This is a genomic window from Streptomyces sp. GL_148, assembly GCF_057834205.1.
Map to the genome: position 1 here is coordinate 7,801,229 of NZ_CM174396.1, position 13,794 is coordinate 7,815,022.

At 70.1% G+C, this 13,794-nt stretch carries 10 protein-coding genes and 4 pseudogenes; 6 read left to right on the forward strand and 8 right to left on the reverse strand.

Features of this window, described 5'->3' with window-relative positions:
- Positions 1-6 precede the first annotated feature (6 nt).
- The 4 genes from AC3IYI_RS35270 (at position 7) to AC3IYI_RS35285 (ending at position 2,031) form a co-directional block, all read left to right on the forward strand.
- Positions 7-174: an SUMF1/EgtB/PvdO family nonheme iron enzyme gene (locus tag AC3IYI_RS35270; RefSeq protein WP_489407497.1), complete on the forward strand. Its 168-nt coding sequence runs from the start codon at positions 7-9 to the stop codon at positions 172-174.
- Positions 175-212: 38 nt separating this feature from the next.
- Complete coding sequence (locus tag AC3IYI_RS35275; protein WP_489407498.1) at positions 213-944, forward strand: haloacid dehalogenase-like hydrolase; 732 nt, start codon at positions 213-215, stop codon at positions 942-944.
- Between the two features lie 181 nt (positions 945-1,125).
- Complete coding sequence (locus AC3IYI_RS35280) at positions 1,126-1,353, forward strand: sulfatase-like hydrolase/transferase (protein ID WP_489407499.1); 228 nt, start codon at positions 1,126-1,128, stop codon at positions 1,351-1,353.
- Positions 1,354-1,617: 264 nt separating this feature from the next.
- The gene (locus tag AC3IYI_RS35285; protein WP_489407500.1) at positions 1,618-2,031 is read left to right on the forward strand and encodes a DUF7144 family membrane protein; all 414 of its coding nucleotides are present in this window, start codon (positions 1,618-1,620) and stop codon (positions 2,029-2,031) included.
- Positions 2,032-2,277: 246 nt separating this feature from the next.
- Here the strand turns inward: AC3IYI_RS35285 and AC3IYI_RS35290 are convergent.
- Both AC3IYI_RS35290 and AC3IYI_RS35295 read right to left on the reverse strand, forming a co-directional pair.
- Positions 2,278-2,949, reverse strand: a pseudogene (locus AC3IYI_RS35290) (MFS transporter); the annotation flags it as partial.
- Positions 2,950-2,968: 19 nt separating this feature from the next.
- A pseudogene (locus AC3IYI_RS35295) lies at positions 2,969-3,538 on the reverse strand (pyridoxal-phosphate dependent enzyme); the annotation flags it as partial.
- Positions 3,539-4,024: 486 nt separating this feature from the next.
- Between AC3IYI_RS35295 and AC3IYI_RS35300 the strand changes: the two are divergent.
- Positions 4,025-6,570: pseudogene (locus AC3IYI_RS35300) on the forward strand (RICIN domain-containing protein).
- A 72-nt stretch (positions 6,571-6,642) separates the two neighbouring features.
- On the opposite strand, the gene AC3IYI_RS35305 reads toward AC3IYI_RS35300, so the two are convergent.
- From AC3IYI_RS35305 to AC3IYI_RS35315, 3 genes are all read right to left on the reverse strand, one after another.
- Positions 6,643-7,461, reverse strand: a complete 819-nt coding sequence (locus AC3IYI_RS35305; protein WP_489407501.1) for a hypothetical protein — start codon at positions 7,459-7,461, stop codon at positions 6,643-6,645.
- A complete protein-coding gene (locus AC3IYI_RS35310) occupies positions 7,458-7,991 on the reverse strand; it encodes a SigE family RNA polymerase sigma factor (protein ID WP_489407502.1) in 534 nt (177 codons plus the stop codon). The genes AC3IYI_RS35305 and AC3IYI_RS35310 overlap by 4 nt, the downstream gene beginning before the upstream one ends.
- Before the next feature lie 126 nt (positions 7,992-8,117).
- Positions 8,118-9,038, reverse strand: coding sequence for an expansin EXLX1 family cellulose-binding protein (locus tag AC3IYI_RS35315; RefSeq protein ID WP_489407503.1), 921 nt, complete (start codon positions 9,036-9,038; stop codon positions 8,118-8,120).
- A gap of 259 nt (positions 9,039-9,297) precedes the next feature.
- On the opposite strand from AC3IYI_RS35315, the pseudogene AC3IYI_RS35320 reads away from it, so the two are divergent.
- Positions 9,298-9,423 (forward strand): annotated as a pseudogene (locus tag AC3IYI_RS35320) (phytanoyl-CoA dioxygenase family protein); the annotation flags it as partial.
- A 57-nt stretch (positions 9,424-9,480) separates the two neighbouring features.
- Here the strand turns inward: AC3IYI_RS35320 and mmsB are convergent.
- The 3 genes from mmsB to chvE form a co-directional block, all read right to left on the reverse strand.
- Positions 9,481-10,716 carry a multiple monosaccharide ABC transporter permease gene (gene mmsB / locus AC3IYI_RS35325; RefSeq protein ID WP_489407504.1) on the reverse strand — a complete coding sequence of 412 codons (1,236 nt, stop codon included), beginning with the start codon at positions 10,714-10,716 and terminating at the stop codon, positions 9,481-9,483.
- Positions 10,717-10,719: 3 nt separating this feature from the next.
- Positions 10,720-12,285, reverse strand: coding sequence for a multiple monosaccharide ABC transporter ATP-binding protein (mmsA, locus tag AC3IYI_RS35330; protein ID WP_489407505.1), 1,566 nt, complete (start codon positions 12,283-12,285; stop codon positions 10,720-10,722).
- 102 nt (positions 12,286-12,387) lie between these two features.
- Complete coding sequence (chvE, locus tag AC3IYI_RS35335) at positions 12,388-13,485, reverse strand: multiple monosaccharide ABC transporter substrate-binding protein (protein WP_489407506.1); 1,098 nt, start codon at positions 13,483-13,485, stop codon at positions 12,388-12,390.
- Positions 13,486-13,794: the final 309 nt, after the last annotated feature.

A 13,794-nucleotide genomic window follows, 5' to 3' on the forward strand; every position in this document is an offset into this window, starting at 1 on the left:
GACCATATGGCCGAAGACCCGGCCGGCGCCGGCCGCTTCCCCCACCGCGTCACCAAGGGCGGCTCGCACCTGTGCGCCCCGAACTACTGCTTGCGCTACCGCCCAGCTGCCCGCCAGGGGCAATGCGAAGACAGTGCCACCTGCCATGTGGGCTTCCGCTGCGTGCTCCGCTGACGGCACAACTGCACTACCTCACCGAGCGGTGGCGGCGGATGGCGCAGGCCGATTCCGCCTTGGCGGACCGTGAACCGTACGCTTCCGTGCTGGCGGGCGATCCGGCGTGGATCGCCTCGGTGGTCGCGGACCACTACGCAGGGGACGACACCCGGTTGCCCGTCCTCGCCGAGGCGGTGATCGCCACGCAGCGGGGCCTGGACACCGACGCGGTGGCCACGATGATGCGGGAATTCTTCCGTACCACTCGGCATCCGGTCCTGCGGCGCCCTTATACGGCATGCGCGTACCAGCCGATGCTGGAACTTCTGGCCCACCTGAGGGACAGGGAATTCGCCACCGTGATCGTCTCCGGCGGCGGGCGTGACTTCATGCGGGTCATCGCGGCCGAGGTGTACGGCGTTCGGCCCGAGCAGGTCATCGGGTCCACGGCCGATGCGAGCTGGTCCGACAGCCGGCAGACCGTCGTATACGGCGACGCCATTCGTGTGGTGGACGACGGTCCGGAGAAGCCGGTGCAGATCTGGAGCCGACTGGGCCGCCGCCCGGTGCTGGCCTGCGGAAACTCCAACGGGGACATCGAAATGCTCACGTACGCCGCCTCGGCGCCCCACGGCCTGGCCCTCCTCATCCACCACGACGACGGAACCCGGGACGACATCCCCTACGACGCCGGCGCGGAGCGGGCCCTGGCCGAGGCCGCGCGGCAGGCGTGGCTGACCGTCAGCGTCAGAGAGAGCTGGGCCCCGCTCTACCCCGAGGGCCCCTGAACGGACCGGGAAACGGCGGGTCACCGAGCACGGGACAGGGTGCAGCACCTGCGGGCCACGCGGTCACCCGAGTGCCCGCCTGGGCAGGCGACGCATCCCAGGCCCGAACAGACTGCCAGGAGTTGCCAGTGCGCATCCCGGGCACGCCGGCACCGGCTCTGCACGAGAGATGGGATGGGTCATGGCTCAGAAGTTCCGGGGCGTGATCAACCTTGATGTCCGCGACTCAGTACCCGACTGGGCTCCCTATGAGCAGCCGAAGGCGCCAAAGGGTTCCCCCAACGTCGTGTACATCGTCCTCGACGACGTGGGCTTCGGGGCCATGAGCTGCTACGGCGGCCCCATCGAAACCCCGAACATCGACCGGCTCGCCGCCAACGGGCTGCGCTACGCCCAGCCGAGGCCATGATGGCCCGCGAGTAGCAGCGGGGCCGTGGCGCCGGGCATCCGCTGCCCGGCGCCGCCCCATCGGTGTGAACGCGTTTTTGGCCGACCGTGAAGGGCTCGTCCGGGACCCGCGTCGACTCGTTGGTGCTGTCGAGGTCCTTTGCCTGAGCTGTCCGTCGGCCGAGGCCGGCCGACATGCGCCGACGGACGAGGGGGGGCAGATTGGAGGTATCCGACCGTCGGACGGAAACGTTCGACGGGCAGGCCAGACGCAAGGAGGACTGTCATGACGACCCATGCGAGCGCACCCGGCCGGCAAGAGGAAGCGCACAGCAGCGGTTGGCTGGTGTTCGCCGCCGTCATCATGATCTTCAGCGGCGTCATGACGCTGCTCGGAGGCATCTCGGCCATCGCCGAGGACGACGTGTTCCTGGCCACTCGCAACTACGTCTACAAGTTCGACCTCACCAGCTGGGGCTGGATCCACCTCATCCTGGGCATCGTGATCGCGCTCACCGGCGCCGCTCTGTTCAAGGGCGCCACATGGGCCAGGGTCGTCGGCGTGTCGCTGGCCGGCCTCAGCATGATCGCCAACTTCATGTGGCTTCCCTACACGCCTTGGTGGGCGCTTCTGATCATCGCCATCGACGCCCTCATCATTTGGGGACTGTGCGTCGCACCCCGGCCGGTAAGGGACTGACGTCCGGGAACGTCACCCGTGACACACGGAACCGTGACCGGACAGCCGCAGTTGGTGCTCGTCGTCGGCCTCGCCGGGTCGGGCAAGACAACAGTGGCGCGGCTGCTCGCCGAACGGCTTGGCTGGACGTACCGGGACGCGGACGACTTCCACTCCGAGGGCAATCGCCGCAAGATGGCCGCCGGTCATGCCCTCACGGACAGCGACCGCAGGCCGTGGCTGGCAGCTGTTGGCGGGGCGCCCCGGAGCCAGGTAGACCTGGAAAGCCAGAACGTACGAGCCCGACATGGCGACGGCGAACAGCAGGAAGGGCCGGTTCGCCGCGATGGACCGCCAGTCCCGCAGGACCGACCGCCATGCCGCCTCGGAGCTGCGATCGGCCGGCGGGCGGGCCGGCAGCGCCCGTGCCTGGAGCAGGGCCAACGCGCCGAAGATGCCCGCCGAAGCCAGACAAACGGCCCGGAAGTCCCAAGCCAAGAGCGCCAGTCCGGCCAGCGGCCCGACCAGGATGCCGGCCTGGTAGAAGACGTTGAACGCCGCGAACGCCTCCACGCGCCGGTCGGGTCCGGCCTCGGCCGCGAGGTACGCCCGCACCGCCGGATTGAACAGCGCCCCCGCCAGCCCGGTAAGCGCCGAGGCGACGACGAGAGCCGGCAGCGACTGCACCACGCCCAGCAGGACGAAGGCCACTGTGCGCAGGGCGTAGCCGGCCAGGATCATCGGCTTGCACCCGTACCGGTCGGCGAGCGTCCCGCCGACGAGGAACATGCCCTGCTGGGAAAGGTTCCGTACGCCCAGCACCATGCCGACCGCCCAGGCGGCCAGGCCCAGCCCCTGGGAGAGGTGGTCGGCGAGGTAGGGCATCAGCATGTAGAAGCCCAGGTTGATGGCGAACTGGTTGGCCATCAGCAGCCGCATGCTCGGATCGAAGGACCGTACTTGGGCCCGCAGCCCCTGGTTGTCCGAAGATGGCCGAATTGATCGAGTCCACGCCGATCAGCCGAAGGCCGGGGGAGCGCTCGCGCAGCCGGGCGGTGATGCCCGCGGAGTGGCCGCCGGTGCCGACGGCCGCGACCAGGACGTCGATCCGGCCCAGCTGCGCGATCAGCTCGGCGGCCAGCGGCCGGTATGCGCCGACGTTGTCCGGGTTGGCGTACTGGTCCGGGCAGTACGCGCCGGGCGCCGCCGTCAGCAGCTCGGATACCCGTTCCCGCCTCGCCCCCTGCCAGCCGCCGGTCGGGTGGGGCGTCTCGACCTGGTCGACGTAGGCGCCGAGCGCCGTGAGGAGCCGTACGACCGAGGGCTCCATGCCCGGATCGGACACGACGGTGACAGGGTGCCCGAAGGTCAGGCCGGCGAGGGTCAGCCCGAGGCCGAGAGTCCCGGAGGAGGACTCGATCACAGGCGGGCCGGGCAGCAGATCGCCCCGTAGTCGGGCCTGGCGGATCATGTGCAGCCCGGGCCGGTCCTTGATCCCGCCGGGGTTGCAGCCCTCCGGCTTGGCGAAGATGAGGGGCGCGCGAGCACGCTCGGCTCCACCCTCCGGCGGATCGCGGAGGGGGCGACGACGTGCGGGGGCGCCCCTACTGCCGGCAGACGCAGTTCAGGACGAGAGGAGTCGTACCACCTGGAGGCCCGGTGTTCCCGGCCGTGCGCCGAGAAGGAACGTGTAGTGCGGGCACGTGTCCTGCGGCGAGGGCGGCCAGGACCGCCGTCATGGCTGCGACTGGCTCGCCGTTCGAACGAGGCCGGTCGATCGCGTGGTCAATGTGCTCTGCCGAGCCGTGCTGGTGCGCCGGTTCTGGCACGGCGGCGATCAGCGAGGGTGGGGGTGCCGGCGCCGCGTGGTGCTGCGGATGAGCGATCGACATCCAGTCGGCTCCGCCGATCCAGTCGGTCAAGGAGGACTCCGGAGGGCGGCAACCTATTGCGGAGCTGCGGCGACTGACGGGCGACCCGAAGACGTGGACGCCACCGCCGGCGCTGGACGACGATGGGTCTGGCGCTGGGCGTGCCCGGTGTGCTCGGCCCCTACCTGCTGTTCGTGCAGGCCGACTCGGAGGCCGCGACGTTGGATTCCGACGCCTTTTACGAGGTGGTGTCCGTGCGCAGCGACAAGGTGCTGGACGTACCCGGTGCGGACACGTCGGACGGCGCCTGGACACGGCAGCAGAGCCGCGTGGCCGGTGCCGCGAGTCAGCAATGGCGGCTGAGGCCGACGGGGGACGGCTACTACGAGCTGGAGAACCGCAGCAGCAAGAAGGTCCTCGGTGTGCGGGGTGCCTCCGTACAGTCGGCGGCCGCCATCGAGCAGCAGTCCGGCCACGGCGACGCCGCGCAGCAGTGGAAGATCGAGAAGACCGGCGGTGCGGCGGTGAAGATCGTCTCCCGGAGCAGCGGCATGGTGCTGGACGTGTGGGGCGGCTCCAGCAGCGACGGTGTGCCGCTCATCCAGTACGCGGACCAGGGCGGCACCAACCAGCGGTGGAAGCTGGTGAAGGTGGGCGGCTCGGGCAGGTACACCTGGCACAACGCGCAGATCGTCGGTGGCGGGTTCGTCACCGGGCTGGTCTTCAACCCCGCCCGCAAGGACCTGCTGTACGCACGGACCGACATCGGCGGCGCCTACCGCTGGGACGCGACCGCCGCCCGCTGGACCTCCTTGACCGACTGGATCGGCGGAGCCGACTGGAACCTGCTGGGGATCGAGAGCCTGGCGACCGACCCGGTGGACCCCAACCGCCTGTACCTCGCGAGCGGCACCTACACCAACGACTGGGCGGGCAACGGCGCGATCCTGCGCTCCACCGACCAGGTCAGGACGTTCCAGCGCACCGACCTGCCGTTCAAACTGGGCGGCAACGAGGACGGCCGGTCCATGGGCGAGCGGCTGGTGGTGGACCCGTCCGACCACGGCACGCTCTACCTGGGTACCCGCAAGAACGGCCTCTGGCGCAGCACCGACCACGGCGTGACGTGGAGCCAGGTCGCCGGCTTCCCCGTGAAGGACGGTGCGAGCAGCGGCGTCGGCCTCTCGTTCGTGACCTTCGGCCCGTCCGGCAGCCGGACGATCTACGTCGGGGTGGCCGACAAGACCACCTCGCTGTACCGCTCCACCGACGGCGGAAGCACCTGGCAGGCCGTGCCCGGCCAGCCGAAGGGGCAGCTGCCGCAGCACGGTGTGCTGTCCGGCGACGGCTCGCTGTACCTGACGTACACCAACGCGCCGGGCCCGAACGGCGTGACGGCCGGTTCGGTGTGGAAGCACACGCCGTCCACCGGGGGCTGGAAGAACATCTCGCCGTCCAGCGGCGGTTACGGGTTCGCCGGCCTGGCGGTCGATCCGCAGCGCCCGTCCATGGTGATGGTCACCACGCTGGACCGCTGGTGGCCCTCGGACGAGATCTACCGGTCGGCCGACGGCGGCGCCTCCTGGAAGGCGCTCGGTGCGACCTCGGTCCGGGACAGCTCCGCAGCGCCGTACGTGGGCAGCGGCATCGGTCACTGGATGGGCGCCCTGGCCATCGATCCCTTCGATTCCGGGCACGTGCTGTACGGCACCGGATCGGGGATGTGGGCAGCCACGACGTGACCGCGGCGGACACCGGGCGGGCGACGCACTGGACCATCCCGGCCAAGGGCCTGGAGGAGACGGCGACGCTCGGACTGATCAAGCCCCCCGGTCTTCCCCTGATCAGTGCGCTCGGCGACATCGGCGGCTTCCGGCACGAGGACCTCACCAAGGTGCCCGCCAAGGCGCTGTCCGGGCCGCTGTTCACCAACACCACGGGTATCGACTTCGCCCAGTCGAAGCCGCGGTTCATGGTGCGGGTCGGTCTCGGTGGCGCGCAGCACGGCGCCTACTCGGCCGACGGCGGAGTCGGCTGGGTACCGTTCGCCGCCCCGCCGGTGCGCGATGCGGGCGGCGGTTCCGTGGCCGCTTCGGCGGACGGTGCCGCCGTGGTGTGGACCCCCGCGGGCCAGGCTCCGTTCCATTCGGGCAGCCGTGGCTCGGCCTGGACAGCGGTCTCCGGTCTGCCCAAGGACACGGCCGTCGTGGCCGACCGGTCGGCGGCCAACACCTTCTACGCCCTCAGCGGCGGAACCTTGTACGCGAGCACCGACGGCGGGAAGCACTTCACCGCCCGGGCCACCGGCCTGGGCGGCGGGCAGCTCAAGACGGCTCCGGGCCTAGCCGGTGACCTGTGGATCGCCGGCGGGGACAACGGACTCCTGCACTCCACCAACGGTGGTACGAGCTTCGGCAAGCCCGGCAACGTGGAGCAGGCGAGCGCCGTCGGCTTCGGCAAGCCGGCCCCGGGTGCCCAGTACCAGGCGCTGTACCTCAGCGGGAAGGTGAAGGGCGTCACCGGGCTGTTCCGTTCAACCGACGGCGGCTCGGCCTGGGTCCGGATCAACGACGACCAGCACCAGTTCGGCGGGATAGCCGTCAACGTCATCAGCGGCGACCCCGACGTGTACGGGCGCCTCTACCTGGGCGCCTACGGCCGTGGCGTGGTGTACGGCGACCCGTCCTGATGCTCCGGGCCCGGCCCGTGGGCGGGCGGCGGTCCGCGCCGTCCACCCACGGGCCGGCGAACCGGCACGGCCTCACCGTGCCGGGGTGAAGCCGCCCCAGACCGAGAGGGCGCCGCGGGGGCCGACGGCGTCGACGCGGTAGCCGTCGTGCTCGACCTCGCGTGCTCCGGCGGCGTGGTTGTACTGGCCGGCGAAGACATGCTGTCCGGCCGGTACCGTGCGGCCCGGCTTGAGGATCCAGCGGTAGACCACCGCTCCGCCCTCGTTCTGCACGGTGACGGTGAAATCCTCGGCGGGCAGCGTCCGCCAGCTGCCGGTGCTCTGCACTCCGCCGGTCTGCGTGATGCGCAGTTCCACGGTGAGTGCGGTAAGCGGTTGAGCGGACTTCAGGGTGATGTTGCTCTGTGCCCAGAAGCTGTTGCTGTTCGTGCCCAAGGAGCCGGCCGACGACAGAGGCCCGTCCTGGACGTGCGCGTTGCCCGGCCGGGCCGAGCCCGCGGCGCCTGACGCCGAAGGGCCGGGGCCCGGCGAGGACGAACGGTCCGGCGTGGTCGGGCGGCTGGTGGCGGGCGCCGATGGCGTCGACGATGTCGGCCGGGGAGTCCCGGACGGCACGGACGGCGCGGACGGCGCGGCGGGGGTGGCCGAGACATCCGGCCGAGCCGGCGGCGACTGGACGATGGCGGCGACGGCGAAGCCGCCGACCGCCAGAGTGCCGGCCGCTGCCAGGGAAGCGAGCGCGATCCTGGGCCAGGGCCTCGCGCCCGAAGACTCGCGGTGGCGGACGGGGGCACCGGACATGCCGCGTTCCACGCGTGCCAGGATCCGGGCACGGTCGGGCTGGTGGGCCTCGGCGGCCGCGCGCAGCCGCCCGGTGAGTTCCTCGTTCAACGGCTCCTCCTCCCCGCCAACAGTTCCCCGGCTGCTCCTGTGCTGCCCAGCATCCGTTCCAGCTCGGCCATCCCCTTCGAGGTCTGGCTCTTCACCGTACCGACCGATATTCCGAGCGCCAGAGCGGTGTCCTTCTCCGACAGGTCGAAGGCATGCCGCAGGACCACGCACGACCGCTTCCGGAACGGCAACCGGGCGAGAGCCGTTCGCACGTCCACGACGGCGGCCACGTCCGGACCGTGCAACGGCTCCGCACCGCGGGACCAGAACAGGGCGATCCGGCGGCGCTCGCGCACCGTGCTGCGGATCCGCGACCGTGCCAGGTTGGCGACCACGCCACGGGCGTAGGCGAGTGGGTACTCGGCCTGGCGCAGCCGGTCCCAGCGCTGCCACAGCGCGATCAGGGCGTCCGCGGCCAGATCGTCGGCGCCGTCCGCCTCGCCCGTCAGGAGACGGGCGAACCGGGCGAGTTCGGCGTAGTGGCGTTCGAAGAAGTCGTGGAACTCCGCGGACGCGTCATCGAGGACCATGTCCGTTGGTCGTCCCCTCCGCAAAATGTGTGCGCTAACATCCGGGCGGCAGCGTACCAGTGCCCGGTTGGCCGGGGCACGCCGATGCGGCGTGCCCCGGCTCCGCCACCCCGCCGCGGTGAGGTTTCAGTGCGCGGCGAACTGGACCCTGGTCCGTTGTGCGACGTTCGGCAGCAGCGCGGTCCCGTCGACCGTCAACTGCTCTCCGTAGATGTCGGTGATCCTCATCGCGCCGCCGCACCCACCGCCGTCGGCGGAGAGGAAGTAGTTGTAGTCGGTACGGGGCAGCTTCCGCCAGCCCTTGCCGGTGCGTACCTCCAGCCGTGCGACCGGATTCCGGTGGTCGATCACCTGGATGCCGCACCAGTGGGCGCTGGACCCGGTCTTGTACCGGAGGGAGAGGGTGTCGGACGTGCGGGGGCTCACCAGGCTCCAGGTGATCGGGATACGGCCGAGCTTGAGCTCGGCCAGTTTCGCGAAGGCCTGTTCGCTGAGGTCCAGTTGTCCGGGCGCGCAGGGGAGCGGGCATACGTTGGTGATCCGGACCGTGATCGAGGCGCCGTTCGCGGCGCGGACGCGCACGTACGCGCCACAGGCCCTGGACGACTCGTAGTCGGTGGCGTTCATCGCCGCGATCATGAGGTCGTCGCTCGGGCCGAACAGGCAGGCGCCGTTGCCGTCGGCGGCGGCGTAGGCGGTGGCGACGCCCTTGTAGGTGGTACCCGGCCGGATGCGTCCTGCCGACGGTGCCGGGGTGGATGCCGCCGGTGGGGTCTTCTTCGCCGTAGGCGGGGGCGCCGCCGCCGTGGTGGTTGCTGCGGCGCTCGCGCTCGGGGTCGCCGCGGCATGCGACCCGGCCGCCGGGGGTGGTGGGCTCGTCGGGGCCGGGGGCGTGGCTCCCGTACGGGTGGCGGCGGGGGCGGCCAGGTCGGCCCCAGCGCGGGCCCCGGCGCCGGCCCCGGCCTTGGCATTGGGGCCGGGGAGCATGGCCGTCACCAGGCAGAAGAGGACGCCCGCGGCGGTCAGTATGACCGCTGTACCGAGCATCAGCCTGTGTCTGCGCCTGCGCTGCCGCGCGGCCTGCCGTGCAGTCTGCATGTCCGTCCGTTCGAAGATCCGAGTCGAGGTGCACTGCCTGGTCGCCGCCGGACGCGAAAAGGTTGCCGACGGTGGGAAGCAGGCGCGCGGCGGGTCCTTCAGGGCGGCCGGGCAGCGGTGTCCCGCACCTTTCCGTTCACTGAGCGGGGGAGTGCGGGGAAACGGGCTGGGCGGCACGGATGCCGCGAGGAGAGGCTCCGAGCGCGCGGCGACCGGCCGGCTGGAACGGTACAACCGCATCCTGATGTGGCGGGTGCTGACCGGCGACGACGGCTTCGACCCCGGCCGCTGGGTGACCAGGGTCTCCAACCGCCCCGCGGAGGCACAGGCATGACGACCGGGGCGCTCCTCCCCGAGCGGGCGCAAGGCACCGCGCCGGGGAGGGGCAGGGTCAGCCTCCGGCCTTGCGCTTGTTGTAGACGTCGAAGCCGACGGCCGCCAGCAGGACCAGGCCCTTGATCACCTGCTGGTAGTCGGTACCCACGCCGACCAGCGACATGCCGTTGTTCAGGACGCCCAGCACCAGCCCGCCGGTGAGCGCACCGAGGACGGTACCCACACCGCCGCTGGCGGAGGCGCCGCCGATGAAGGCGGCGGCGATCGCCTCCAACTCGAAGTTGATGCCGGCCTGCGGCGTACCCGCGTTGAGCCGCGCGGCGAAGACCATCCCGGCCAGGGCCGCGAGGACGCCCATGTTCACGAAGGCCAGGAAGACGACCCGCTTGCTCTTCACCCCGGACAGCCGCGCCGCCGCCTCGTTTCCGCCGATGGCGTAGGTGTGCCGGCCGAGGATCGAGTTGCGCATCACGTAGCCGAAGCCGACCAGCAGGACGCCGAGGATCAGGAGGACGATCGGCACCCCGTGGTAGCTGGCCAGCAGCAGCGTGAAGGCCACCACGGCCGCGGTGATCGCGCCGAGCTTCACCAGGAACAGACCGGCCGGGAGCGGTTCCAGGCCGTACGAGGCGGCCCGCCGCCGTCCGCGCACCTCCTGCAGGATCGCGATGGCCAGCACCACGAAGCCCAGCAGCAGGGTGAGGTTGTGGTAGTTGGTGTGGGGGCCGACCGCGGGGAGGAAGCCGCTGCTGATGTTCTGGAAGCCCTTGGGGAACGGCGCCACCGACTGGCCCTGAAGGAGGATCTGGGTCCCACCGCGGAACAGCAGCATGCCGGCCAGCGTGACGATGAACGAGGGGATCCCGAGATAGGCGATCCAGAAGCCCTGCCAGGCCCCGGCGAGAGCCCCGATCAGCAGCGCGGCCACCAGCGCCACGGGCCACGGCGCGTGGTGTTTGACCATCATCACCGCGGCGGCCGCCCCGACGAAGGCGGCGAGCGACCCGACGGACAGGTCGATGTGCCCGGCGATGATCACGATCATCATGCCGATGGCCAGGATGAGGATGTAGCCGTTCTGCTGGATCAGATTGGTGATGTTGAGCGGCTGGAGCAGGATGCCGCCCGTCCAGAACTGGAACAGCAGCACGATCAGCGCCAGCGCGAGCAGCATCCCGTACTGGCGCAGGTTGCCGCGCAGCGCTCGGGCCAGTACGGCACCGGCCGACGGTCGCCGGCCGGGCTCCGGTGTGCGGGGCGTGGTGTCTGGGGTGGTCTTGGTCTGGGCCATGCCTCACACCTGCTTGTCGGGGTATGCCGCGCTCATGGTCATGAGCCGCATGAGGGATTCCTGGGTGGCTTCCGCGCGGTTGACCTCACCGGTGATCCGGCCTTCGGCCATGGTGTAGATCCGGTCGCACAGGCCCAGGAGTTCGGGGAGTTCGGAGGAGATGACGAGCACCGCCTTGCCCTGGGCGGCGAGTTCGGCGATGACGGTGTAGATCTCAGCCTTGGCGCCGATGTCGATGCCCCGGGTGGGCTCGTCGAGGATCAGCACCTCCGGCCCGGCGAAGATCCACTTGCTGAGGACGACCTTCTGCTGGTTGCCGCCGCTGAGTTTGCCGGTCTCCGCGAACACCGAGGGGGCCTTGATGTTCATGGTCCGCCGGAACGATTCGGCCACCCTCGCCTCCTCGTGCCGGTCGACCCAGCCCCGCCGGGCGACCTTGCCGAGGGCGCTCAGAGAGATGTTCCGGCTGATGTCGTCGCCCAGGTTGAGGCCGAGCTGCTTGCGGTCCTCGGTCACGTACGCGATGCCGTGCCCGATCGCCTCCGGCACCGTCCGGGTACGGATCTCCCGGCCGTCCAGCCGCACCCGGCCACCGGTCCACCGCCCGTACGAGCGGCCGAAGACGCTCATGGCCAGCTCGGTGCGGCCGGCGCCCATGAGGCCGGCGATGCCGACGATTTCGCCTCGACGGACGTTGAGGGAGACGCCGTCGACCACCTTGCGCCGGTGGTCGATCGGGTGTTGGACGCTCCAGTCCTCGATCTCGAAGGCGACCTCGCCGATCTCCGCCCCCGGTGCCGAATAGGGCTGCCGATCGGGGTAGCGGTGTTCCAGGTCGCGGCCGACCATGCCGCGGATGATCCGCTCCTCGGAGATGCCCTCGGAACCGATCGCGATGGTCTCGATGGTCCGCCCGTCGCGCAGGATGGTGACGGCATCGGCGACCCGGGCGATCTCGTTCAGCTTGTGCGAGATGAGGATGCAGGAGATGCCCTGTGCCTTGAGTTCGAGGATCAGGTCGAGCAGCTTGCGGCTGTCCTCGTCGTTCAGGGCGGCCGTCGGCTCGTCCAGGATGAGCAGCTTGACCTTCTTGGCGAGCGCCTTGGCGATCTCGACCAACTGCTGTTTGCCCACGCCGAGATCGGCGATCCTAGTGTGCGGGCTCTCGTCGAGTCCGACCTGCCGGATCAGTGCGGCGGCGTGGGTCAGCGTCTTGTGCCAGCTGATGACGCCCCGGGTGGCGTGCTCGTTGCCGAGGAAGATGTTCTCGGCGATGGACAGGTAGGGCACCAGCGCGAGTTCCTGGTGGATGATCACGATGCCGCGCTGCTCGCTGGCCCGGATGTCCCGGAACCGGCAGGGCTCGCCCTCGAAGTAGATCTCGCCCTGGTAGCCGCCGTGCGGGTGGACCCCGCTGAGTACCTTCATCAGCGTGGACTTGCCGGCACCGTTCTCACCGCAGACGGCGTGCACCTCACCCGCGGCGACGGTGAGGTTGACCTCGGAGAGGGCCTTCACACCGGGAAACGTCTTGCTGATCGACCGCATCTCGAGAACGGGTCGGGCCATGGTTGTGCATCCGTATCGTCGGGGCGGTGCGGCGCCGGGCGGTCCCGCGGGCGTCGCACCGCCGTTTCGTCGTCGCCGGACCCGTCGGTCGGGCTCCGTGGGCTACTTGAGCTGGTCCGCGGTGTACTGGCCGCTGTCCACCAGGACCTTCTGGTAGTTCTCCTTGTCGACGCTGACCGGCTGGAGCAGCTGCGCCGGTACGGTCTTGACGCCGTTGTTGTACTGGCTGGTGTCGTTGACTTCGGGCTTGCCGCCCGTCAGTAGCGCGTCGCCCATCTGGACTGCCGCCTTGGCCAGTTGGCGGGTGTCCTTGTAGACGGTCTGGGTCTGCTCGCCCGCGATGATCGACTTCACCGAGGCCAGCTCGCCGTCCTGGCCCGTGACGACGGGAATGGGCTGGCCGGCGCCGTAGCCGACGCCCTTGAGCGAGGAGATGATGCCGATCGAGATGCCGTCGTACGGCGAGAGCACGGCGTCGACGCGGGCGGCGGTGTACGACTTGCTCAGTAGGTTGTCCATCCGGGACTGGGCGAGGCCGCCGTCCCAGCGCAGCGTGGCGATCTGATTGAAGGAGGTCTGGCCGCTCTGCACGACCAGCTTCTTGTCGTCGATGTACGGCTTGAGGACGCTCATCGCACCGTTGAAGAAGAACGTCGCGTTGTTGTCGTCCGGTGAGCCGGCGAACAGCTCGATGTTGAACGGGCCCTTGCCGTCCTTGAGGCCGAGCTTGTCGACGATGTAACTGCCCTGGAGGACGCCGACCTTGTGGTTGTCGAAGGTCGCGTAGTAGTCGACGTTCCCGGTGCCGCGGATCAGCCGGTCGTAGGAGATGACGGGGACGTGGGCGTCGGCGGCCTTCTGCAGCACGTTGGTGAGCGAGGAACCGTCGATGGCGGCGATCACCAGCAGCTTGGCGCCCTTGGTGATCATGTTCTCCACCTGGGAGACCTGGTTCTCCACGACGTTGTCGCCGTACTGGAGATCGGTCTTGTAACCCTTGGCCTGGAACTCCTTGACCATGTTGGTGCCGTCATTGATCCAGCGCTCCGACGACTTGGTCGGCATCGCGATGCCGACGAGGCCGCCTTTGGCCTCCCCGCCGCCGGCCCCACCCTCGCCTGCGCCGTTGGCACTCTGGCCGCAGGCTGCCAGCGACAGCGTCAGACCCAGGGTGACAAGGCCGGCTGAAAGCTTCCGCACAGTTCCTCCAGTGATGTTCCGCGACCGGCACGGTGCGACCCGGTTGGGAGAAACCGGAAGCGGTCGAGCGGGGCCGGCCGGGAGTCGTTTCCTCGCACTGTGTGAAGTCCGGGTTCGCGGCGGCTCCGGCCTGGCGTTACCTGAGTGTTAACGCTCACAAGTGTGCCGTCAAGGGTCTGTTCGGATCGCCGTTGGGGCAACGACGGGGCGGGGATCGCCGTTCTCCGCGATGCGCCTCCGCATCGAGCGCGTCCGGGGCGGTCTGACCGCAAGCGGCGGCTTCTGCGGCTGGGGTGAGACGTATCCACG

Excerpts from the sequence above, each read along its gene's own strand:
- AC3IYI_RS35270 (WP_489407497.1), top strand. The coding sequence starts at position 7 with ATGGCCGAAGACCCGGCCGGCGCCGGCCGCTTCCCCCACCGCGTCACC.
- AC3IYI_RS35310 (WP_489407502.1), bottom strand. The coding sequence starts at position 7,991 with ATGGTCCTCGATGACGCGTCCGCGGAGTTCCACGACTTCTTCGAACGC.
- mmsA (WP_489407505.1), bottom strand. The coding sequence starts at position 12,285 with ATGGCCCGACCCGTTCTCGAGATGCGGTCGATCAGCAAGACGTTTCCC.
- AC3IYI_RS35280 (WP_489407499.1), top strand. The coding sequence starts at position 1,126 with ATGGCTCAGAAGTTCCGGGGCGTGATCAACCTTGATGTCCGCGACTCA.
- AC3IYI_RS35315 (WP_489407503.1), bottom strand. The coding sequence starts at position 9,038 with ATGCTCGGTACAGCGGTCATACTGACCGCCGCGGGCGTCCTCTTCTGC.
- AC3IYI_RS35285 (WP_489407500.1), top strand. The coding sequence starts at position 1,618 with ATGACGACCCATGCGAGCGCACCCGGCCGGCAAGAGGAAGCGCACAGC.
- mmsB (WP_489407504.1), bottom strand. The coding sequence starts at position 10,716 with ATGGCCCAGACCAAGACCACCCCAGACACCACGCCCCGCACACCGGAG.
- AC3IYI_RS35275 (WP_489407498.1), top strand. The coding sequence starts at position 213 with ATGGCGCAGGCCGATTCCGCCTTGGCGGACCGTGAACCGTACGCTTCC.